Source organism: Pseudomonas sp. SA233 (genome assembly GCF_054792385.1).
Window position 1 is genome coordinate 640,420 of the sequence record NZ_CP096449.1, and the last position, 21,183, is coordinate 661,602.

A 21,183-nucleotide genomic window follows, 5' to 3' on the forward strand; every position below is an offset into this window, starting at 1 on the left:
CTGCCTCGATGTTTTGCGAGGTCGACCATGCATATTCACATTCTCGGTATTTGCGGCACTTTCATGGGCTCGCTGGCGGTGCTGGCCAAGGAACTTGGCCACCGCGTCACCGGCTCGGACGCCAACGTCTATCCCCCGATGAGCACCCAGCTTGAAGCCCAGGGCATCGAACTGACCCAAGGATATGACCCGGCCCAGCTGGACCCGGCGCCAGACCTGGTGGTCATCGGCAACGCCATGTCGCGTGGCAACCCGGCGGTGGAGTACGTGCTGAACAAGGGCCTGCCCTATGTTTCCGGCCCGCAGTGGCTGGCCGACCACGTGTTGCAGGGCCGCTGGGTGCTGGCCGTTGCCGGTACCCACGGCAAGACCACGACCAGCAGCATGCTGGCCTGGGTGCTGGAACATGCCGGCATGAGCCCGGGCTTCCTGATTGGCGGTGTGCCGCAGAACTTCTCGGTGTCGGCGCGCCTGGGCGATACGCCGTTCTTCGTGGTCGAAGCCGACGAGTACGACAGCGCCTTCTTCGACAAGCGTTCGAAGTTCGTCCACTACCACCCGCGCACGGCGATCCTCAACAACCTCGAGTTCGACCATGCGGACATCTTCCCCGACCTGGCCTCGATCGAGCGGCAGTTCCACCACCTGGTACGCACCATTCCTAGCGAAGGCCTGGTCATCCACCCCACCACCGAGCAGGCGCTGGAGCGGGTGATCGGCATGGGTTGCTGGACCCCGGTGCAGACCACCGGCGAAGGTGGCCAGTGGCAAGCCCGTCTGCTCAGCCCCGACGGCTCGCGCTTCGAAGTGCTGTTCGACGGCGAAGCGCAGGGCGTGGTGGACTGGGCGCTGACTGGCCAGCACAACGTCGCCAACGCCCTGGCTACCCTGGCAGCGGCGCGCCATGTAGGCGTGGTGCCAGCCATGGGCATCGAAGGCCTGAGCGCCTTCAAGAGCGTCAAGCGGCGTATGGAGAAGGTTGCCGAAGTGCAGGGCGTGACCATCTACGATGACTTCGCCCACCACCCGACCGCCATCGCCACCACCCTGGACGGCCTGCGCAAGCGCGTTGGCGAAGCCCCGGTGATCGCCGTGATCGAGCCGCGCTCCAACTCGATGAAGCTCGGTGCCCACCGTGACGGCCTGCCGGAAAGCGTCAACGACGCCGACCAGGTGATCTGGTACGCCCCGGCCAACCTTGGCTGGGACCTGGCTGCCACCGCCGCGCAATGCAAAGTGCCCAGCGTGGTGGCCGACAGCCTCGAAGCGATCATCGAGCGGGTCAAGGGCCAGGCCCGCCCAGGTACCCATGTGGTAATCATGAGCAACGGCGGCTTCGGCGGCCTGCACGGCAAGCTGGCCGAGGCACTGAAGTGAGCGGGCCGGAACGCATCACCCTGGCCATGACGGGCGCCTCTGGTGCCCAGTATGGCCTGCGCCTGCTCGACTGCCTGGTGCGTGAGGACCGCGAGGTGCATTTCCTGATCTCCAAGGCCGCGCAACTGGTGATGGCCACCGAGACGGACGTGGTGCTGCCGGCCAAGCCACAGGCGATGCAGGCCTTCCTCACCGAATATACCGGCGCTGCCGACGGGCAGATCCGCGTGTATGGCAAGGAAGACTGGATGTCGCCGGTGGCCTCGGGCTCAGGCGCCCCGGCGGCAATGGTCGTGGTGCCCTGTTCCACCGGCACGTTGTCGGCGATTGCCACCGGTGCCTGCAACAACCTGATCGAACGTGCTGCCGACGTTACCCTCAAGGAGCGCCGCCAACTGATCCTGGTGCCGCGCGAGGCGCCGTTCTCCACCATCCACCTGGAGAACATGCTCAAGCTGTCGCAGATGGGCGCGGTGATCCTGCCGGCGGCGCCGGGCTTTTATCACCAGCCGCAGACCATCGACGACCTGGTCGACTTCGTGGTCGCGCGCATTCTCAACCTGCTGAACATTCCCCAGGACATGTTGCCGCGCTGGGGTGAGCACCACTTCGGGGTGGATGATTGAAGCGAGCGCTGGTGGGCTTGCTGGTGCTGGTGCTGCTCGGTGGCTGCGCCACGGTGCGCACGCTGGATGCCAACAAGCCCGGGGCACCGGTGGTGTATGCCGGTACCCGGTTGGACTTGTATGTGATCAATGGCGGGTGCTGCCCGCGGGATCGTTACGGGGCTGAGGCGCCAGCGTATCCGGGGCTGGACCTGCCGGGGAGCATGTTGCTCGATACCTTGTTGCTGCCGTTGTCGTTGCTGACAGCGGCCGGTGTAGGCTTCCAGGCCACTGGTGGCCTGTAAGGGCCCTTTCGCGGGTAAACCCGCTCCCACAGGTACTGCACCAGGTCTGAAATCGGTGCAAATCCTGTGGGAGCGGGTTTACCCGCGAAGAGGCCCTGCCAGGTAAAGCCTACTTCTTGCCCAACCTGCGCAACTCATCCGACTCCACAATCCGCACCCCGTCCTCTTCCTCCAGCGCCAGCCGCCACAGCGCCCGGGCCAAGGTACAAGCCTCGATCCCCCGATACTTCCCGGGTATCAGCCTGGCAAACGGCGAAGCCAACTGTTCGCCGAGCCGCGGCTCGACCCGCTCACCCAGCAGCAACGACGGCCGCACGATGGTCAGCTGCGGCCAATCCTGAGCCTTGAGAGCCTCCTCCATCTCACCCTTGACCCGGTTGTAGAAAATCGACGATTTCGGGTCGGCGCCCAATGCACTGACCACCAGCAGATGCCGCGCGCCCAACTCCCGGGCACGCTTGCTGAAAGCCACCACCATGTCCAGGTCCACAGCGCGGAAGGCCGATTCGGAACCGGCTTGCTTAAGTGTGGTACCCAGGCAGCAATAGGCGATATCGACCCGCCCACCCAGTTGTGGAAGGAACACAGCCGGGTCGCCTACCGGGTTTTCCAGGTGCGGGTGCTCGGCCAATGGCCGGCGGGTAGGCGCCAGTACGCGAGTGATGGTGGGCTCGTTGAGCAGACGGTCGAGCAGGTGTTCACCTGTCAGACCCGTGGCACCGGCAAGCAGGACATGCTGAGGCGTCAAATACATGATGTCTCTCCCTTGTTACACACAAGCTTAGTGGCTGCCGGGCGTTTGCGCCTGTTCCCCCACGTTGGCCTGTGCGGCGTTACGCAATGCTTCTTCGGCCTGTTGCCGGCGCAGGTGCTGCCAGTGCTCAAGCACCTTCGGCGGCGCCCACAGCTGAGGTTCGGAGGCCTCGAAACCTTCCCTTTGTTCTCTTTCGGCAACGCTGGCGCGCGCCAGTTCAAACGCCTGTTTCAGGTCGTCGGTCTGGTTCAGCGCTTCGGCGAACAGGGCATCGCCGAAATAGGTGAAATCGGCTTCTTCCGAACAACCGAAAGACACGCGGTCGGCCCGGGCGGCGGTCATGATCAGCGTGCGCTCATCTTTGAGCGGCGTGATGTAGCCCCCTGAATAGCAGGCGGATATGACAATCACCTTGTCGCGGTTCTTCAGCGGTGCCAGCGCGCTCGCCAGCTCGTCGGCAGACAGATCGGCCAGCTGCAGGCGCGGTTGGTCGAGTACCAGCTGATGGTCCTGGCTGCCATGACTGGTGAGATAGATGAACACCAGGTCTTCGGGGCCGCTGCGCTCGGCCAGGGTGCGGGCGGCGCGGGTCAGGTTTTCGCGTGTGGCCATGGCTCGGGTGGTCATGTGGTCGCGGTGGTTGACCAGGGTCACCTGGCCACTGGCGCCAAAGCGCACCTTGAGCATGTTGCTGACATAGTCGGCTTCGCGCATGAACACGCTCTGCTGGCCATCGCCGGCCACCACCAGGCTGTATAGCTGAACTGGTGGCGCCGAGCGCGGTACCCGGGCCAACGCTTCATCCAGCAAACGGCCCTGGTTGAGCAGCGCCAGGTCCAGCGGGTCAGGCAACAGCTTGCCGTTCTGGTCCCGTACGCGCACGCCGTTGCTCCAGGTGCCACTTTCGACCTTGCCGTTGGCCAGGATCAGCCGGCCCTGGCCGTGGTAGGCATCGTTGAGAAAGCCACCGATATACTTGCTGCCGTCGGCCAGCTGCAGGCTGCCCTGGCCCGACAGTCGCCAGTCGGCGAAGGTGCCTTTGTAGTGGCTGCCATCGCTGCCCAGCAATTCGCCTTCGCCAACCAGCGAGCCGTCCTTGAATTCGCCGATCCACACATCACCATCGGCATTTTCGTAGCGGCCACGGCCTTCCAGGCGGTTGTCCTTGAACTCGCCGATGTACTGCTCGCCGTCAACGCTGTCGTAGGTGCCGCTGCCTTCCAGCTGGCCATTGATGAAGTGGCCGCTGAACTGGTTGCCGCTGGCATCGCTGCGCACCCCGGCGCCGTTGGGCTTGCCCTTGGCGAACAGGCCCTGGTAGCGGCTGCCGTCGGCCAGTTCCAGCTCGCCGGCGCCTTCGTACAGGTCGTCCTTGAACTGGCCGCGGTAGGTCTGGTCGGCTTGCTTGAGGGTGCCTTCGCCGTCGCGGCGGCCGTGGCTGAAAGTGCCGGCATAGTGGCTGCCCGGGGTAGTCAGCTCGCCCAGCCCCTGGAACAGCCCTGCGGCGAACTGGCCGCGATACACCTCGCCGTTGCGGCCGTGCCATTCGCCCTGGCCGTGCCATTGGCCGTCCTTGAAGGTACCGGCGTACCAGCTGCCGTTGGGGTAGTCGATCCGGCCCTCGCCTTGCAACAGGCCATCGACCACCTGCCCCCGGTACCGCCCACCGTCAGGCAGGCGCGCGTCCGGCGGGAGCAGCGATTCGCCATCGCCGCAGGCGGCGAGCAGCAGGACCAGGGTGACGGGGAGCAGTGAACGCATGGCGAGAACCGGGCAATAGGTCTGCCGAGTATGACGCAGAATGGGATCCTGAAACAGCGAACGCATGTGCTGGCGCAGCTCTCGAGCCTGCACTGCATTGAAAAGCTGGCACGGAACCTGTGGGAGCGGGCGTGCCCGCGAACACCGGCGAAGCCGGTGCCAGGTACCGTGTGGTCTTCTTCGCGGGTGAACCCGCTCCCACAGGTATTGCGGTGAATTTCAGCTTTGCGCAATACCTGTGGGAGCGGCTTTAGCCGCGAACACCGGCGAAGCCGGTGCCAGGCACCGTGTGGTCTTCTTCGCGGGTGAACCCGCTCCCACAGGTATTGCGGTGAATTTCAGCTTTGCGCAATCCCTGTGGGAGCGGCTTTAGCCGCGAACACCGGCGAAGCCGGTGCCAGGCACCGTGTGGTCTTCTTCGCGGGTGAACCCGCTCCCACAGGTATTGCGGTGAATTTCAGCTTTGCGCAATCCCTGTGGGAGCAGCTTTAGCCGCGAACACCGGCGAAGCCGGTGCCAGGCACCGCGTCGCCTGCTTCGCGGGCACGCCGGCTCCCACAGTTTCCGTGTTGCCTTTGAGGTGCAATCAGCGCACGCCCGGCGAAACGATGATCTTCACGTTCTCCTCCTTGTTGTTGACCAACTCCTCGAAGCCCAGCTCGACAATCTGCTCCAGCCCGATCCGCCCGGTCACCAGCGGGCGAATGTCCAGCCTGCCGTCAGCGATGAAGGCAATCACATCGGCAAACTCGCCGTTGTACGCCAACGCGCCCAGCACCTGCTTTTCGGTGGACACCAGTTCGAAGAAGTTGAACTCGCTAGGCTCCTCGAATATCCCCACCAACACGCACTTGCCCGCCTTGCGGATGGTGTCGATGGCCAGCTTGGCCGTGTGCTTGTTGCCGATGCATTCAAAACTCACATCCGCGCCCAGCCCGGCAGTGAGCTTGCGGATTTCCACCAGGGCGTCGCACTGGCTGGGGTCCAGCACCACGCTGGCGCCAACCTCCTTGGCCTTGGCCTTGCGTGCCGAGGACATTTCCAGGGCGATCACCTGCGCCGCGCCAGCCGCCTTGGCACACATGATGGTGCACAGGCCGATGGTGCCGGCGCCGACCACCACCACCGTCTGGCCAAGCAGGCTGCCGGCCTTCTTTACCGCATGCATGCCCACCGCCAGCGGTTCGATCAGCGCCCCGGCCTCTGCCGGGAAACCCTGCGGCAGCCGGTACAGCAGGTTGGCGGGCACGTTGACCAGTTCGGCAAAGGCGCCGTTGTTCATCAGGCCGGTGAAGGCCAGGCGCTCGCAGATGTTGTACAGGCCGTGGGTGCAGTAGTAGCAGGTGCCGCAATGCTGGCAGGCGTCCGCAGCCACCGGGTCACCGACGGCAAAACCTTCCACGCCTTCACCCAGCTTGGCGATCTGGCCGCAGAACTCGTGGCCGAGGATGCACTGGCCCTGGATGCCGGTCAGCGGGTGCGGTGCCTCCACCGGGATGAATACCGGGCCAGCGACGTATTCGTGCAGGTCGGAGCCGCAGATGCCGCACCAGTCAACCTTGATCTGCACCCAGCCGGGCGCAGGGTCGGCCGGCAGGGGCACCTGTTCGACGCGAATATCATTGCGGCCATGCCAGACGGCGGCGCGCATGTGGGTGTGGCTCAGGTCGTTCATTGTTGTTCTCCACGCTCACGGAAAGGGCTTAGTGCTTGCGCAGGAACGCGAGCAGTTGCTGGTTGACCTGTTCGGCCGCCTCCATTTGCACCATATGGCCAGCCTCGGGCAGCACCAGCACTTCAGCCTCCAGCCCTTCGGCATGGCTGGCCGGGATGATCGCGTCCTTGCCGCCCCACACCACCAGGGCCGGGTGTTGTCCCAGCACCCCGCGCAGGTCGTGGCGCTGCCGGTCGCCGTCGGCGATGGCCGATGCCAACAGGCGCAACGCGTCGTCCACGCCTTCCAGTCGCTTGAACTTGAGCATGTCCTCCAGCATCTGCCGCGTTACCAGTGCGGGGTCGGCAAACAGCTGTACCATCTGCGGTTTGAGGGCATTGCGGTTGGCGGCAGCGACGAAGCCTTGCAGGTACTGTCCGTTGATCTCCTCGCCCAGCCCGGCACTGGCCACCAGGCTCAGGCTGGCCACCCGTTGCGGCGCCAGGCGCGCCACGTTCAGGCTGACCGCGCCGCCCATGGAGTGGCCGGCCAGGTGGGCCTTGGCGATGTCCAGGTGGTCGAGCAGGGCCAGTACGGTTTCGCTCAACTCATCCAGGTCGCCCCGTTGCAGGGCCTTGGCCGACTCGCCATGGCCCGGCAGGTCGAGGGCGATTACCCGTCGCTCGGCAGCCAGCGCCGGGTGGTTGAACAGCCAGTTGTTGAGGTCGCCACCAAAACCGTGCACCAGCACCAGCGGCGTGCCGCCTTCACCCAGCTCGAACCAGCGCAACTGCCGGCCAGCCACTTCAGCCTTCTGTGGCGCCGGCCCTTGGGCCTGGTCGGCGCCACCCTCGGCGACGAACTCGGCCTGGAAGCGCTGCACCACGGCATCGATTTCAGCCTCTTCGGCTTCGCCTTCCACCACCACCGCCAGCAGGGCACCGACCGGCAGGGTTTCATCAGGCCTGGCCACCTGACGGCGCAACACACCGCTGAACGGGGCTTCGACGCTGCTGCTGATCTTGTCGGTCTCGACGTCCAGCACCTCGTCGCCCTTGTTGATTTCGTCACCTTCCTGCTTCAGCCAGGTATCCACCCGGCCTTCGGTCATCGACAGGCCCCACTTGGGCATGGTCAGGGTATGGATCTGGCTCATGCGGCACTCCTTGCGGCTTCGATCACTTTGCGTACCGCAGCCTCGATCTTCGCCGCGTCGGGGATGTACAGGTCTTCCAGGGCATCGGAGAACGGCACGGGAGTATGCGGGGCGGTGACCATTTCGATCGGGCCCTTGAGCGCGCCGAAGGCCTTCTGTGCCACCAGCGCGCTGATGTCGGTGGCCATGGAGCAACGCGGGTTGGCTTCGTCGATCACCACCATGCGGCCGGTCTTTTCCACGCTTTCCAGGATGCTGTCCTCATCCAGCGGGCTGGTGGTGCGCAGGTCCAGCACCTCGCAGTCGATACCCTGGCGGGCCAGGTTGTTGGCGGCCTCCAGCGCCACATGCACCATGCGGCCATAGGTGACCAGGGTCACGTCGTCGCCATCACGCAGGAAGTTGGCCTCACCGAACGGTACGGTGTACACCTCTTCCGGCACCTCTCCCTGCATGCTGTAGAGCAGCTTGTGCTCGCAGAAGATCACCGGGTCGTTGTCGCGGATCGCCTGTATCAACAGGCCCTTGGCATCGTACGGCGAGGACGGGCAGACCACCTTCAGGCCGGGAATGTGCGTCCACAGCGAGGTGAGCATCTGCGAGTGCTGGGCCGCCGCGCGCAGGCCGGCGCCGTACATGGTGCGCATCACCAGCGGGGTGACCGCCTTGCCGCCGAACATGTAGCGGAACTTGGCGGCCTGGTTGAGGATCTGGTCCAGGCAGCAGCCGGCGAAGTCGACGAACATCAGCTCGCACACTGGGCGCAGGCCCTGGGTGGCAGCACCGACGGCGGCGCCGACGTAGCCGATTTCGGATAGTGGCGCGTCGAGCACGCGCCCCGGGAACTGATGGTAAAGGCCCTTGGTCACGCCCAGCACGCCCCCCCAGGCGTCATCCTCGCCGGGGGCACCGGCGCCGCCGGCAACGTCTTCGCCAATGATGAACACCGTGTTGTCGCGGCGCATTTCCTGGGCCAGGGCTTCGTTGATGGCCTGCTGGTAGCTGATCTTTCTTGCCATGGTGATTCTCCTGTTGTTCTTGTAATCCGCGGCTCAGGGGTAGGCGACGTAGACGTCGGTGAGCAGGTCGGCGGGCTGTGGCTTGGGATCGGACTTGGCGCGGCGCACGGCGTCTTCGATCAGGTCCTCGACGCGGGCGTCGATGGCGTCCAGTTGCGCAGCCGTGAGCAGGCCGGCGCGGGTGGTCTTGTTGCGGAACTGCATGAGGCAGTCGCGGGATTCGCGCAGGTTCTTCACTTCGTCCGGGGCGCGGTAGGTTTGTGCATCGCCTTCGAAATGGCCGTAGTAGCGGCTGAGCTTGACCTCGATCAGCGACGGGCCTTGCCCGGAACGTGCACGTTCGATGGCAGCGCCGGCGGCTTCGTACACGGCAAAGAAGTCGAAACCGTCGATGGTGACACCGGGCATGCCGAACCCGGCCGCGCGGTCGGCGATATGGTCGCAGGCAACCGACCAGGTCGAGGCGGTGGCTTCGGCGTAGCCGTTGTTCTCGGCCACGAAGATGCACGGCAGGTTCATGATCGAGGCCATGTTCATGGCTTCGAACACGGCGCCTTCGTTGGAAGCGCCATCGCCGAAGAAGGCCACCGATACATCGTCGCGGCCTTTGATCTTGGCCGCCAGCGCCGCCCCGGCCACCAGCGGAGCGCCGGCACCGACGATGCCGTTGGCGCCGAGCATGCCTTTTTCCAGGTCGGCGATGTGCATCGAACCGCCCTTGCCGCCGCACACGCCGGTCTTCTTGCCGTAGATCTCGGCCATCATGCCGTACACGTCCACACCCTTGGCGATGCAGTGGCCGTGGCCGCGGTGGGTCGAGGCGATACAGTCGCTATCGCGCAGGTGGGCCATGACTCCAGCGGCGGAAGCCTCTTCGCCGGCATACAGGTGCACGAAGCCAGGGATCTCGCCGGTGGCGAACTCGACGTGCAGGCGTTCTTCGAAGGCGCGGATGGTGCGCATCACTTCATAGGCATGCAGCAGTTGTTCGGTACTGAGTTGATTGGACATCTTGTTGTTCTCCGGGGTTGTCTCAACACGGGGTTGCAGGGTGCAGCCGATGGCCACGGGGCACGGCCAGCAAGTGATGGCGGGCGGCGTGCGCCAGTACGGCCTCGACGTCCACGCTCAATGGGCCTTGGTGGTCGAGGGTGATGGTGGGGCTGTCATGCTCGGCGAATTCGATTTCGCGCTCGCCGTCCAGCGCCAGGGTGCCGCTGGCCAGGCTCAGGCGATGGGCTACGCCGGGCGTCAGGGCGCCGCTGGCGGTGATGCCGCAGCCTTGCAGCAGGCCGGGTGCCAGTGGTGCGAGCAGCGCTTGTTCGGCACCGGGGTTCAGGCGTACCCAGGCACCGTGCGGGTCCTGGCGCGAGACCGGGCACCACAGGCCGCACAGGGCCGAGAGGCCGATGGCATGGGGTTCGGCGAAACAGGCGAATACTTCGCAAAGGTCTTCGCTGCGGCTCAGTGCCCGAGCGCCGATGAAGCGCTGGGGCGATACCGCCACCTCCACCAGTGCCCATTCGGCAAGCTGTTGTTCGGGCACCTTCACCAGCAGGCGCTTGTTGCGGCGCAGGCCGATGCTGGCTGGTACCCGGCCGCTGGCAAGCAGGCCGCCGGCCAGGCCGGCGCTGGTGGCCTCGCGCAGTTCGGGGAAGGCATTGTTGGTGCCGGTGGACAAGGTCAGCAGCGGTACGTCACCGGCCTCGGCAGCAACTGCCTTGTGGGTGCCGTCGCCGCCGAGCACTGCAATCATCGCCACGCCGCGTTCGACCATGCGCCGGGTGGCCAGGCGGGTATCGGCAACGGTCTGGGTCAGCGGCAGGTCGAGGATCTCGATGGCCGGCCAGTGCTGGTCCTGGGCGACCGGGCCCTGGCTGGCCTTGAGCACGGCAGCGGCGATGCCGGTCATGTCGCTGGGCAGCAGCACCTGGCCGATGCCGGTAGCACCGAAGGCAGCGAGCAGGCGCTGGATCGCCGATGCCTTGTCGGTACTCGAATAGAGCCCGGCATTGGCAGTCAGGCGGCGCAGGTCGCGGCCAGAGGCAGGGTTGGCAATGATGCCGACAGTTGGGGCGGGTAGCGGCATGGCGCACCTCGTTTCTTGTTTGCCAGTGCTGGAGCAAGCGTGGTGCCAGTTTTCCTTGGGTAGGCTGAAATCACCGGGGCAGAGCGGTTTCGTTGCGCTCTGGCCGGAACGTATGGCCGGGCTGGCGAGACGCCGGGTGCCAGCCGAGGTATGGCATGGCCGAGACGCTGAGACGCTGCGTCTCAAGCCGGCCGGTAATCACGCAGTGCTTGTCGGGGCATGCCCGGAAGCGCTTAATGACCGGACAACGATAAAAACAGCAACGAGAACCGGAGGGCCTGAATGCTTGCCGCGAACTCCCGAGCCCATGTCGACTGCGTCAGCAGGGTGCTGAAGAATGCCGACCGTCTGCCGCAGGCGCCGGTGCCACCGCTGATCCTCGATTCATGGCGCCGTTCCATGGAGCTGTACCGCCTCGACCCCGGATCCCAGCAGGGGCCGCGCATCCTGTCCCAAAGCCTGCTCAACGAATGCCGCGAGCGCGCCGAACTGTTCCTGCGCATCGCCAGCGATGCCGTGGCCCGCCTGCATGAGCGGGTGCGCGGTGCCGACTACTGCGTGCTGCTCACCGACGCCTTGGGGCGCACCATCGATTACCGGGTCGAGTCGGCCATCCGCAACGATTGCCGCAAGGCCGGGCTGTACCTGGGCACCTGCTGGTCGGAGGGCGAGGAGGGCACCTGCGGCGTGGCGGCGGTGTTGACCAGCAAGGCGCCGGTCACGGTGCACAAGCGCGACCACTTCCGCGCCGCGTTCATTGGCCTGACCTGTACGGCGGCACCGGTGTTCGACCCGCTGGGCGAGTTGCTGGGCGTGGTGGATGTCTCGGCCTTGCAGTCGCCGGACGACCGCCGCAGCCAGCACCTGATCCGCCAACTGGTCGAGCAGACTGCCCGCGAGATCGAAAATGCCTTTTTCATGCATAGTGCCCAGGGCCATTGGGTGATGCGTGCCCATGGCACGCCGGGATATGTGGAAAGCCAGCCCGACTACCTGCTGGCCTGGGATGGCGATGGCCGCCTGCAGGCGATCAACAGCCTGGCGCGCCAGCGCCTGGTGGAGCATCTGGGGCGTTTGCCCGAGCACATTGGCGAGCTGTTCGACATGGATCAGTTGCGCCGCGTGAACGCATCGTCCGCTCAACGCCTGCCGGGCCTGGGTGGGCTGTACGGCCGGGTCAGCGCACCCCGCCAGCGCCAGCGTGCGCAGCCGTTGCGCCAGGCCCAGGACGACCGTATCGAGCAGCATCTGCGCCTGGCCACGCGGGTCAAGGACTGCAACCTGGCGGTGCTTGTGCAAGGCGAGACGGGGGCTGGCAAAGAGGTGTTCGCCCGCCAGTTGCATCAGCAAAGCCTGCGTCGCGATGGCCCGTTCGTCACCTTGAACTGTGCGGCCATCCCGGAAAGCCTGATCGAGAGCGAGCTGTTCGGCTATGTGGCCGGGGCCTTCACCGGGGCTTCCAGCAAAGGTATGCAGGGGCTGTTGCAGCAGGCCGATGGCGGCACGCTGTTCCTCGACGAAATCGGTGACATGCCGCTGAACCTGCAAACCCGGTTGCTGCGCGTGCTGGCGGAGGGTGAAGTGGCGCCGCTGGGCGCGGCGCGGCGGGAGCGGGTGGATATTCAGGTGATTTGCGCGACCCACCGCGATTTGGCGGCGATGGTGGAGCATGGGCGTTTTCGTGAGGACCTGTACTTCCGCCTGGCCAATGCCCGCTTCGAGTTGCCGCCGCTGCGCGAGCGTGAGGACCGCTTGGGGTTGATTCACCAGTTGCTGGCCGAGGAAGCCGAGGCCTGCGGAGTCGAGGTGGTGTTGGCGGATGATGCGCTGCAGGCGCTGCTGGTCTATCGCTGGCCGGGGAACTTGCGCCAGCTGCGGCAGGTGTTGCGCTATGCCTGTGCGGTGAGTGAGGGCGGGAAGGTGCAGGTGCAGGACCTGCCGCAGGAAGTACGCGGCGAGGTGGTCGCTTCGGCTGAAAGCAGCATGTCTTGTCCGGCCCGGCAGTTGCTGCTGGATGCGCTGATCCGCCATCGCTGGAAGCCGGCCGATGCGGCGCGGGCTCTGGGAATATCGCGGGCAACCTTGTACCGGCGGGTGCATGAGCACCACATCGAGATGCCGCGGATGAAGGGCTGAGTCACGCGGACCTGTAGGAGCAGCCTTGTGCTGCGAAAGGGCCGGCATGAGCAACAAATTTGTTTGGGAAGTAATGCCCTCTTCGCAGCACAAGGCTGCTCCTACAGGGCTTCTGCCAAACCAGTGATCCATAAAAAACCCCGGAACAAGTCCGGGGTTTTCAGTACATCACACTACGCGATCACTCCTGGCTAGCCAGTTTGTGCTCGAGGTAGTGAATGTTGACGCCGCCTTTGCAGAAACCTTCATCACGCACCAGGTCGCGGTGCAGCGGGATGTTGGTCTTGATGCCGTCGACGACGATCTCGTCCAGGGCATTGCGCATGCGCGCCATGGCTTCGTCGCGGTCCTTGCCGTAGGTGATCAGCTTGCCGATCAGCGAGTCGTAGTTCGGCGGAACCGAGTAACCGCTGTACAGGTGCGAATCAACACGCACGCCGTTGCCGCCCGGGGCGTGGAAGTGCTTCACCTTGCCTGGGCTCGGGATGAACTTCTTCGGGTCTTCGGCGTTGATACGGCATTCCAGCGCATGGCCACGGATGACCACGTCTTCCTGGCGGAACGACAGCTTGTTGCCAGCGGCGATGCTCAGCATCTCCTTGACGATGTCGATACCAGTCACCATCTCCGACACCGGGTGCTCAACCTGCACGCGGGTGTTCATCTCGATGAAGTAGAAGCGGCCGTTCTCGTACAGGAACTCGAAAGTACCCGCACCACGGTAGCCGATCTCGATGCACGCATCGACGCAGCGCTTGAACACTTCCTGACGGGCTTTCTCGTCGATGCCCGGGGCTGGCGCTTCTTCCAGTACCTTCTGGTGACGGCGCTGCAGCGAGCAGTCACGGTCACCCAGGTGAATGGCGTTGCCTTGGCCGTCGGACAGTACCTGTACTTCCACGTGGCGTGGGTTGGTCAGGAACTTCTCCAGGTAGACCATCGGGTTGCCGAAGGCTGCACCGGCTTCGGTACGGGTGAGCTTGGCCGAGGAAATCAGGTCCTCTTCCTTGTGCACCACACGCATGCCGCGACCACCACCGCCACCGGCGGCCTTGATGATCACCGGGTAGCCGACGTCACGAGCAATCGCCAGGGCGACTTCTTCATCTTCCGGCAGCGGGCCATCGGAGCCCGGTACGGTCGGTACGCCCGACTTGATCATCGCGTCCTTGGCCGAAACCTTGTCGCCCATCAGGCGAATGGTGTCGGCTTTCGGGCCGATGAAGGCGAAACCGGATTTTTCCACCTGCTCGGCGAAGTCGGCGTTTTCCGCCAGGAAGCCGTAGCCCGGGTGAATCGCGGTGGCGCCGGTCACTTCGGCGGCAGCGATGATTGCCGGGATATGCAGGTAGGAATCCTTGGACGATGCAGGGCCGATGCAGACCGACTCGTCTGCCAGGCCCAGGTGCATCAGTTCACGGTCGGCGGTGGAGTGCACGGCGACTGTCTTGATACCCAGCTCTTTGCAGGCACGCAGGATCCGCAGGGCAATTTCCCCGCGGTTGGCGATCAGGACTTTTTCGAGCTTCCCAGACATCGTTGGCTCTCCGCGATTCAAACGATGGTGAACAGCGGCTGGTCGAACTCAACCGGCTGGCCGTCTTCTACCAGGATGGCGTCGATGACACCGCCAACATCGGCTTCGATGTGGTTCATCATCTTCATGGCTTCGACGATGCACAGGGTGTCGCCTTTCTTCACGGTCTGGCCAACTTCAGCGAAGTTCGGCGAGGTCGGCGAAGGCTTGCGGTAGAAGGTACCTACCATCGGCGAGCGGATCACGGTGCCTTTCAGGGTCGGGGCGGCGGCAGCGGCTTCAGTGGCCGGAGCGGCAGCGGCGACCGGGGCAGCAACAGGAGCGGCGGCTACCGGAGCCGGTGCGAAGTACTGCTGGGCAGCCGGGGTCTTGCTGTGACGGCTGATACGGACCGACTCTTCGCCTTCCTTGATCTCCAGTTCGTCGATGCCAGACTCTTCCAGCAGCTCGATCAGTTTCTTGACTTTACGGATATCCATTAATCATCAACTCCCAAAGGTTCGGTCAGGGGGCGAAATACAAAAAAACGTATCTGAAACGTTTCTCTCGAACCCTGGCCCACTGAGGCCAGGGTTTTCATCATTTGGGCTGTGCGTTGGCAGCCAGTTGTTCCAGCGCGGACTCCAGGGCCAGGCGATAACCGCTGGCGCCCAGGCCGCAGATCACCCCTACGGCAACATCGGAAAAGTAGGAGTGGTGGCGGAACGGTTCGCGTTTGTGCACGTTGGACAGGTGCACTTCGATGAATGGGATGCTCACCGCAAGCAATGCGTCACGTAATGCGACACTTGTGTGGGTGAAAGCAGCCGGATTGATCAGGATGAAGTCCACACCCTCATTGCGTGCGGCGTGAATGCGGTCGATCAGTTCGTATTCGGCGTTGCTCTGCAGGTACTGCAGATGGTGGCCTGCGGCGCGGGCACGTTGCTCCAGGTCCTGGTTGATCTGGGCCAGGGTCACGGCGCCGTAGTGGCCAGGCTCGCGGGTACCGAGCAGGTTGAGGTTGGGGCCGTGGAGCACCAGTAGCGTTGCCATCTGCGGATTCCTTGGATTTGTAGGGCAATTCGACACAGCGCGGCGAGTGTGCCGTAAAGCGACGGCAAGTGTCCAGTTCCCGGCAATAGCCAGCACGATGTCCGAGGTTCGCGCGAAGTATGTGACCAAATAATTAGATTTGGTCACTGATTTCTGGATTTTTCACAGCTCGCGGGAAGTTATAGACCGACTTTACCGCGCACGCGTGTGAGAATTTGCGCAAATTCACCGGCATTTATCTCGCCAATGACCCGATCAGCGGTTATTTCGCTACCGTTCGCGGCAAAGAACAGCAGGGCGGGCGGGCCGAACAGCTGGTAGCGATCGAGCAGGCTGCGTTGTTCGGCATTGCTTTCGGTGATGTCAAAACGCAGCAGCTTGAAGCCGGCCAGTTGCGCTTGCACCTGCGGAGCGGTGAGCACCTCGCGTTCGATCACTTTGCAGCTGATGCACCAATCGGCGTACCAGTCCAAGAGCACCGGCTGGCCGGCTGCCTTGGCCTGGGCCAGGGCAGCGTCCAGTGCGGCGGGGGTAGTGATGGTCTGCCAGCTATCCGCCTGCACCGCCGGCCCGTTGCCGGTGGCCACAAGGGTTGCCGGCGGCAACGGGCGCAGTGGGTCGCCCTGGCCGCTGAGGGCGCCGTACCAGCAGGCCAGGGCGTACACCAGCAGGGCCAGGCCGAGCAGTTGGGCCAGGCGCTGGCGTGCGGTCTTGACGACGAACTCGAGGGCACCGAGGAACAGCGCCACGCCAGCGGCGAGGAAGCCGACCAGCAGCAAAGTCAGCGGGCCTGGCAGCACTCGGCTGAGCAAGCCGATGGCCAAGCCCAGTAGCAGGACGCCGATGGCATTCTTCACCGTGTTCAGCCAGGGGCCGCTTTTCGGCAGCCAGGCCGCGCCACCGGTGGCCACCAGCAGCAATGGTGCGCCCATGCCCAGGCCCAGGGCGAACAGCTTGAATGCACCGCCCAGGGCATCGCCGCTGGCGCTGATGTACAGCAACGCACCGGCCAGCGGCGCCGACACACAGGGCGAAACCAGCAGGCTGGAGAGTACGCCCAGTATTGCCGCGCCCAGCAGCGAGCCGCCCCGGGTGTGGCTGGCCACATTGTTCAGGCGGTTGCTCAGGGCTTGCGGCAGTTTCAGTTCGAACAGGCCGAACATGGCCAGGGCGAACACCACGAAGAACAGCGCGAAGGGCACCAGTACCCAGGCCGACTGCAGGCGCGCCTGCAGGTTCAGGCCGGCGCCGAACAACCCCATCAACGCACCGAGTACCGCGAAGCTGGCCGCCATCGGCAGCACATAGGCCAGCGACAACGCCAAACCGCGCAGGCCGCCAGCCTGGCCGCGCAGCACCACGCCGGAAAGGATCGGCAGCATCGGCAGCACGCAGGGGGTGAACGTCAGGCCGACCCCGGCGAGGAAGAACAGCAGCAGCGACTTCCAGGTCCAGGCGTGTTCACCGCTGGCCGGGGTGCTTGCGCCGCCTTCGCCATCGATGCTCAGGCGTGCGGTTTCTGGCGGGTAGCACAGGCCTTTGTCGGCGCAGCCCTGGTAGCCCACCAGCAGGGTGAAGGCGCGCGGGTCATTGCGCGGGAGCTCGATATCGAGCACGCCGTGGTACACCTCGACATCGCCGAAGAACTCATCGTGCTTGGCCTCGCCCTTGGGGATGCTTGGTGTGCCCAGGGCAATGTCGGCCGGTTCGGTGCGGAACTGGAAACGGTGGCGATAGAGGTAGTAGCCGTCGGTTGCGACGAAGCGCAGCTTGATGGTTTGCGCATCGGCCTGGACCAGGCTGAGCTTGAACGCTTCGTGTACCGGCAGGAAGTCGGCGTTGTTGGCCAGCGAAGCTGCGCCGAGGGTGGCGCTGGGGCGGTTGTCGAGCAGGCCCGTGGCGAAGGCAGGGCTGGCCAGCAGCAGGAACAGCAGGAAAAACAGGCGGCGCATGGCGGACTCGCGAGGTGGAACGTGCTGGGCATGATAGCGGAGTTGGTGCGGGTTGGGGCCATGCTGGTGGCGGGGGCGACACATGGCCGCTGGCTCATGTGCTGCCTGTGTCGGCCTCTTCGCGGTTAAACCCGCTCCCACCTCGTCCGCATAGGCTATCCCTGTGGGAGCGGGTTTACCCGCGAAGAGGCCAGCACAGGCCAACCTAGACTCTGAAGGCCCGCACCGCCCGGTTCAGTTCACCCCCCAAACTCAGCAACTGCTCGCCTTGCTCACGCCCCTCGCCAATGCGCTGCAGGTTGTCCTCACCCAGCTCATGAATTCGCTCGCTGTGGTCGCGAATCTCACTCACGGCACCACTCTGCTGCGCCGTGACATCGGCAATCCGCACCGCAGTGTCCGAAATGGTGCGAATGGCACAGACGATCTCGTCCAGCGCCCCGTCCGCCGCCTGGGCCTGGTTGGCCGTGGCCTCGGCATGCTCAAGCTGCGCACGCATCCCGGCCACCGAACTTCTGGCTGCCTGCTGCAAGCGGTCGATCAGTGCCTGAATCTCGCCGGTCGCCCCGGTGGTGCGCTGTGCCAGCGAACGCACCTCATCGGCCACCACGGCAAAACCACGGCCCATCTCACCGGCGCGGGCCGCTTCGATCGCGGCATTCAGCGCCAGCAGGTTGGTCTGCTCGGCAATCGAGCGGATCACCGTCAGGACGCCGCCGATGGTGGCCGACTCCTCCGCCAGTTGCTCGATCATGCGGGCGTTGCCCTGCACCTCGTCGACCAACTCACGCAAGCCCGACAGGCTCTGGCCGATCACCGCCTGGCCCTGCTCCACTGCACGCCCGGCATCGCGGCTGGCGTCGGCTGCGGCGCTGGCGTCGCCGGCCACTTGCTGGATGGTCGCTTCCAGTTCACCCAAGGCATCGCGGATCTGCCCGGTGTCGCCGGCCTGGCGTTCGGCGCCGTCATGAAGGGCGGCGCTCATGCCGGCCAGGGCGTGGCTGCTGCCAGCCACCTGCTCGGCGTTGTGGCGGATGGTGCCGACCAGCTCTACCAGATACTGGCGCAGGCGGTTGAGCGATTCCTGGATGTCGCGCAGTTCGCGGTTGGTCCTGCCCAGGGCGATGGCCTCGGCGAAGTCACCCTCGGCCCAGCGCGACAGGGCCGGGGCCAGGTCGGTCAGGGTGCGCGCCAGGCGGCGTTGCAAGGTGTCGATCAGCAGGGCGATAAGCAGGATCAGGCCGATCATCAGACCCTGGATGATGCGCACTTCGCCGGCAATTTTCGCATGCTGGCCGCGTACCTCGGGCTCCAGTGCCGCAATGGCCTGTTGCACGGCCTCCAGGCGTTGGCCGGTGCTGGCAGCCAGGGCGACGCGGCGCTCGATCTGTTCGCGGGTGCGCTGCAGCTCGGCCGGGTAGCGGCCGAGCAGGCTCTGCAGTTCGCGCTTGAGGCCGACGGCAATGTCTTCCTGCTGGGCGCTGGCCTGGGTTTCCAGGCCCATCATCGCGGCGAAGTCGTCGGCACCGGATTCGGCGCTACGGGTTACGCCGAGCAAGGGCAAGGCATCGATCGCCTGGGCCTGGGCACGGATCAGCTGCAGCTCACGCTCCACTTCGTCGGCCAGCTCCGGGCGGCCGCTGCTGACCAGCTTGTCCCGGGCCAGCGACAGGCGACCGAGGTGCACGGTGGCGTCGAGCAGTGGCACCAGGTAGCGGTTTGCGTCGGCGCTGCCGCTGTCGCGGGCGTAGCCGGCCAGCTGTTCGAAGTTGGCACCCAGTTCCCGCTCGGCTTGCAGCAGCAGGGCTTGCGGGTCGCCGGCCAGCTTGCCGGCGGCCAGTAGCTCCTCGGCGGTAAAGGCCTGCAGGCTGTCCAGGCTGGGGCGCAGTTTGTCGGCCAGTTCGCTGGGCCACTCGGCCAGCGCGGCCTGCAACTGCTGGTTGGCCTCCATCGCCGCGGCATGGCGCAGGGCATCGCCGCTGCCCAGGTACGCCTGGATGTTGCGGGCCGCCTGGTTCTGGAACTGCTGGGACAGGCCCAGGTAGCGCTCCATCAACTGGTAGGGGCGCTCAAGGGCCCGCTGCGACCACCAAAGGGTGGCGCCCAGAGCGATACACACGGTTACCAGCAACAGGGTGTTGAAATTGGTCAGCCACTTCAGGCGCATAGCCGCGAGCTTCCTGCGGGGGAGGGGGAGGTCGGTGGCTGAAGTTATTGCGATTTTGTGACGGGGTGATGACGACAGGGGGGTGGCGCCATAAAAAAGTGGCACAGTGCCTCTATTTTAATCTGTGCCGGCCTCTTCGCGGCTAAAGCCGCTCCCACAGGGACTGCGCAATCCTTCAGTCCGGTGGAGTACCTGTGGGAGCGGCTTTAGCCGCGAAGAGGCCGGCACAGGCAAAGCCTGATTCAGGGCTCTACACGCACCACACAATTACGCCCGGCATGCTTGGCCCGATACAGCGCCTCGTCCGCCGCACTGGCCATGGTCAGCGCATCCAGCCCCTCATCCAACTGCACCACCCCTGCACTGAAGGTGCACTGCAAGTCCCGCGGCTGCGCCGGGTAGAGAATCTCGGCAAAGCGCCTGCGGATTTCGTCCAGCACCTTGTGCGCCGCGTCCAGCGCGGTATTGGGCATCACAATGGCGAACTCTTCACCGCCGTAACGGCCAATGAAATCGGTCTTGCGCAAGCGCTGCTTGAGAAACAGCGCCAGGCTCTTGATCACCCGGTCGCCCATGGGGTGACCGTGGCGGTCGTTGATCTTCTTGAAATGGTCGATGTCGAGCATGGCAAAGCACAACGGCAGCTGCTCGCGACGGGCGCGGAAGCTGCAGTCTTCCAGCAATTGCAGGATGTGGGTGTGGTTGTACAACCCGGTCAGGCTGTCGCGCACCATGCGCGCCTTCAGGTGCCGGGCGCGGGCGGCGCGGTTGCGCACGGTGGTGATCAGGTGGCGAGAGCGAAACGGTTTGGTCAGGAAGTCATCACCGCCTTCGCTCATGGCATCCAGCTGCTTGTCCAGGTCGTCTTCGGCAGACAGATAGATGATCGGCACGCTCACATAACGGTCGCTGTGGCGGATCACCTTGGCCAGTTCGGGGCCGGTGCAGGCCGGCATGTACAGGTCGAGGATGATCAGGTCGGGCTGGAAGTCAGCCAGCTCGGCCATGGTGCGGATCGGGTCGGTCAGACTGCGGGTGATCATGCCGGCGCTGGCCAGCACGCGCTCGGTGTACAGCGCCTGGGTGCGTGAGTCGTCGATGACCAGTACGCGCAACGGGTCGTGCTGGGTTGCATTGGTCAGCAGTTCGACCTTTTCCAACAGGCTGGAGGCTTCCAGGGTGCCGGTGAGGAAGTCCTGGCCACCGGCGCGCACGGCGGCCAGGCGGGTCGGGGTGTCGGTTTCGTGATGGCTGAAGAACAGCAGTGGTATATGTCGGGCCAGCCCCTGCTGCATCTGGGCAGCCAACAGCAGGCCTTGGCCGGCACCGTTGAAGTCGACATCCATGATGATGGCCGAGGGCGGGTATTCGCTGATCGAGGCCTGAAACGCCGCAGCGCTGGCAAGCGCCTGCACCACCAGGCCAAAGAATTCCAGTTGCTGGGCCAGGCGCTGGGCGCGCTCGTGGTCCTGCAGCAGGATGTACACCGGCTTGCGCAGGGACGGCAGCAGCACCTGATCGAGCGGGTCGTCCTTGCGCAGGCCGCTACGCGTCAGCTGTTGGGCGGGGCACAGCGGGCTCGGCTCGGCTGCTTGGCTCATGTCCTGGCTACTTGTAGGTTGGGGTATGCAGGGGC

Annotated in this window: 17 protein-coding genes; 4 read left to right on the forward strand and 13 right to left on the reverse strand. The window is 64.9% G+C overall.

The window, feature by feature from the left end; translation table 11 throughout:
- The first annotated feature begins 27 nt into the window (after nucleotides 1–27).
- Genes mpl through M1D87_RS02990 form a run of 3 tightly spaced genes read left to right on the forward strand, consistent with a single transcriptional unit; the run spans nucleotide 28 to nucleotide 2,287 of the window.
- Nucleotides 28–1,377 carry a UDP-N-acetylmuramate:L-alanyl-gamma-D-glutamyl-meso-diaminopimelate ligase gene (gene mpl / locus M1D87_RS02980; RefSeq protein WP_015268803.1) on the forward strand — a complete coding sequence of 450 codons (1,350 nt, stop codon included), beginning with the start codon at nucleotides 28–30 and terminating at the stop codon, nucleotides 1,375–1,377.
- Complete coding sequence (ubiX, locus tag M1D87_RS02985) at nucleotides 1,374–2,003, forward strand: flavin prenyltransferase UbiX (RefSeq protein ID WP_013970698.1); 630 nt, start codon at nucleotides 1,374–1,376, stop codon at nucleotides 2,001–2,003. The genes mpl and ubiX overlap by 4 nt, the downstream gene beginning before the upstream one ends.
- Nucleotides 2,000–2,287, forward strand: coding sequence for a YceK/YidQ family lipoprotein (locus M1D87_RS02990; RefSeq protein ID WP_123085264.1), 288 nt, complete (start codon nucleotides 2,000–2,002; stop codon nucleotides 2,285–2,287). Before ubiX ends, M1D87_RS02990 begins: the two co-directional genes overlap by 4 nt.
- Before the next feature lie 109 nt (nucleotides 2,288–2,396).
- Here M1D87_RS02990 and M1D87_RS02995 read toward each other — a convergent pair whose 3' ends face one another.
- The 7 genes from M1D87_RS02995 to M1D87_RS03025 form a co-directional block, all read right to left on the reverse strand.
- Nucleotides 2,397–3,041: an oxidoreductase gene (locus M1D87_RS02995; protein WP_013970700.1), complete on the reverse strand. Its 645-nt coding sequence runs from the start codon at nucleotides 3,039–3,041 to the stop codon at nucleotides 2,397–2,399.
- A 27-nt stretch (nucleotides 3,042–3,068) separates the two neighbouring features.
- Complete coding sequence (locus M1D87_RS03000; protein ID WP_061551858.1) at nucleotides 3,069–4,802, reverse strand: C13 family peptidase; 1,734 nt, start codon at nucleotides 4,800–4,802, stop codon at nucleotides 3,069–3,071.
- Nucleotides 4,803–5,388: 586 nt separating this feature from the next.
- Nucleotides 5,389–6,453 carry a 2,3-butanediol dehydrogenase gene (locus tag M1D87_RS03005; protein WP_232881192.1) on the reverse strand — a complete coding sequence of 355 codons (1,065 nt, stop codon included), beginning with the start codon at nucleotides 6,451–6,453 and terminating at the stop codon, nucleotides 5,389–5,391.
- A 52-nt stretch (nucleotides 6,454–6,505) separates the two neighbouring features.
- Entirely contained in the window at nucleotides 6,506–7,612 is a 1,107-nt protein-coding gene (locus M1D87_RS03010) for an acetoin dehydrogenase dihydrolipoyllysine-residue acetyltransferase subunit (RefSeq protein WP_039614647.1), read from the reverse strand.
- A complete protein-coding gene (locus tag M1D87_RS03015; protein ID WP_039614648.1) occupies nucleotides 7,609–8,631 on the reverse strand; it encodes an alpha-ketoacid dehydrogenase subunit beta in 1,023 nt (340 codons plus the stop codon). Before M1D87_RS03015 ends, M1D87_RS03010 begins: the two co-directional genes overlap by 4 nt.
- 33 nt (nucleotides 8,632–8,664) lie before the next feature.
- Nucleotides 8,665–9,642 (reverse strand): thiamine pyrophosphate-dependent dehydrogenase E1 component subunit alpha, encoded by a 978-nt coding sequence (locus M1D87_RS03020; protein WP_015268810.1) that lies wholly within the window; start codon nucleotides 9,640–9,642, stop codon nucleotides 8,665–8,667.
- A gap of 22 nt (nucleotides 9,643–9,664) precedes the next feature.
- Nucleotides 9,665–10,720, reverse strand: coding sequence for an ATP-NAD kinase family protein (locus M1D87_RS03025; RefSeq protein WP_039614649.1), 1,056 nt, complete (start codon nucleotides 10,718–10,720; stop codon nucleotides 9,665–9,667).
- Between the two features lie 282 nt (nucleotides 10,721–11,002).
- Here M1D87_RS03025 and M1D87_RS03030 point away from each other — a divergent pair, with 282 nt between their 5' ends.
- Nucleotides 11,003–12,856, forward strand: a complete 1,854-nt coding sequence (locus M1D87_RS03030; protein WP_421091689.1) for a sigma-54-dependent Fis family transcriptional regulator — start codon at nucleotides 11,003–11,005, stop codon at nucleotides 12,854–12,856.
- Nucleotides 12,857–13,037: 181 nt separating this feature from the next.
- Here the strand turns inward: M1D87_RS03030 and accC are convergent, their stop codons facing one another.
- The 6 genes from accC to M1D87_RS03060 form a co-directional block, all read right to left on the reverse strand.
- The gene (accC, locus tag M1D87_RS03035; protein ID WP_003257054.1) at nucleotides 13,038–14,393 is read right to left on the reverse strand and encodes an acetyl-CoA carboxylase biotin carboxylase subunit; all 1,356 of its coding nucleotides are present in this window, start codon (nucleotides 14,391–14,393) and stop codon (nucleotides 13,038–13,040) included.
- A 17-nt stretch (nucleotides 14,394–14,410) separates the two neighbouring features.
- Nucleotides 14,411–14,872, reverse strand: coding sequence for an acetyl-CoA carboxylase biotin carboxyl carrier protein (gene accB, locus M1D87_RS03040; protein WP_123085259.1), 462 nt, complete (start codon nucleotides 14,870–14,872; stop codon nucleotides 14,411–14,413).
- Between the two features lie 100 nt (nucleotides 14,873–14,972).
- Entirely contained in the window at nucleotides 14,973–15,428 is a 456-nt protein-coding gene (gene aroQ / locus M1D87_RS03045) for a type II 3-dehydroquinate dehydratase (RefSeq protein WP_003255330.1), read from the reverse strand.
- Between the two features lie 179 nt (nucleotides 15,429–15,607).
- The gene (locus tag M1D87_RS03050; protein WP_061551872.1) at nucleotides 15,608–17,380 is read right to left on the reverse strand and encodes a protein-disulfide reductase DsbD; all 1,773 of its coding nucleotides are present in this window, start codon (nucleotides 17,378–17,380) and stop codon (nucleotides 15,608–15,610) included.
- A gap of 205 nt (nucleotides 17,381–17,585) precedes the next feature.
- Complete coding sequence (locus M1D87_RS03055; RefSeq protein ID WP_102083469.1) at nucleotides 17,586–19,547, reverse strand: methyl-accepting chemotaxis protein; 1,962 nt, start codon at nucleotides 19,545–19,547, stop codon at nucleotides 17,586–17,588.
- Nucleotides 19,548–19,789: 242 nt separating this feature from the next.
- Nucleotides 19,790–21,148 carry a diguanylate cyclase gene (locus tag M1D87_RS03060; RefSeq protein ID WP_123085258.1) on the reverse strand — a complete coding sequence of 453 codons (1,359 nt, stop codon included), beginning with the start codon at nucleotides 21,146–21,148 and terminating at the stop codon, nucleotides 19,790–19,792.
- Between the last annotated feature and the right edge of the window lie 35 nt (nucleotides 21,149–21,183).

Coding starts and splice junctions, on each gene's coding strand:
- M1D87_RS02995 (WP_013970700.1), bottom strand. CDS start 3,041: ATGTATTTGACGCCTCAGCATGTCCTGCTTGCCGGTGCCACGGGTCTG.
- M1D87_RS03010 (WP_039614647.1), bottom strand. CDS start 7,612: ATGAGCCAGATCCATACCCTGACCATGCCCAAGTGGGGCCTGTCGATG.
- M1D87_RS03055 (WP_102083469.1), bottom strand. CDS start 19,547: ATGCGCCTGAAGTGGCTGACCAATTTCAACACCCTGTTGCTGGTAACC.
- M1D87_RS03000 (WP_061551858.1), bottom strand. CDS start 4,802: ATGCGTTCACTGCTCCCCGTCACCCTGGTCCTGCTGCTCGCCGCCTGC.
- accC (WP_003257054.1), bottom strand. CDS start 14,393: ATGTCTGGGAAGCTCGAAAAAGTCCTGATCGCCAACCGCGGGGAAATT.
- accB (WP_123085259.1), bottom strand. CDS start 14,872: ATGGATATCCGTAAAGTCAAGAAACTGATCGAGCTGCTGGAAGAGTCT.
- M1D87_RS03050 (WP_061551872.1), bottom strand. CDS start 17,380: ATGCGCCGCCTGTTTTTCCTGCTGTTCCTGCTGCTGGCCAGCCCTGCC.
- M1D87_RS03025 (WP_039614649.1), bottom strand. CDS start 10,720: ATGCCGCTACCCGCCCCAACTGTCGGCATCATTGCCAACCCTGCCTCT.
- M1D87_RS03020 (WP_015268810.1), bottom strand. CDS start 9,642: ATGTCCAATCAACTCAGTACCGAACAACTGCTGCATGCCTATGAAGTG.
- aroQ (WP_003255330.1), bottom strand. CDS start 15,428: ATGGCAACGCTACTGGTGCTCCACGGCCCCAACCTCAACCTGCTCGGT.
- mpl (WP_015268803.1), top strand. CDS start 28: ATGCATATTCACATTCTCGGTATTTGCGGCACTTTCATGGGCTCGCTG.
- M1D87_RS03015 (WP_039614648.1), bottom strand. CDS start 8,631: ATGGCAAGAAAGATCAGCTACCAGCAGGCCATCAACGAAGCCCTGGCC.
- M1D87_RS03030 (WP_421091689.1), top strand. CDS start 11,003: ATGCTTGCCGCGAACTCCCGAGCCCATGTCGACTGCGTCAGCAGGGTG.
- M1D87_RS03005 (WP_232881192.1), bottom strand. CDS start 6,453: ATGCGCGCCGCCGTCTGGCATGGCCGCAATGATATTCGCGTCGAACAG.
- M1D87_RS03060 (WP_123085258.1), bottom strand. CDS start 21,148: ATGAGCCAAGCAGCCGAGCCGAGCCCGCTGTGCCCCGCCCAACAGCTG.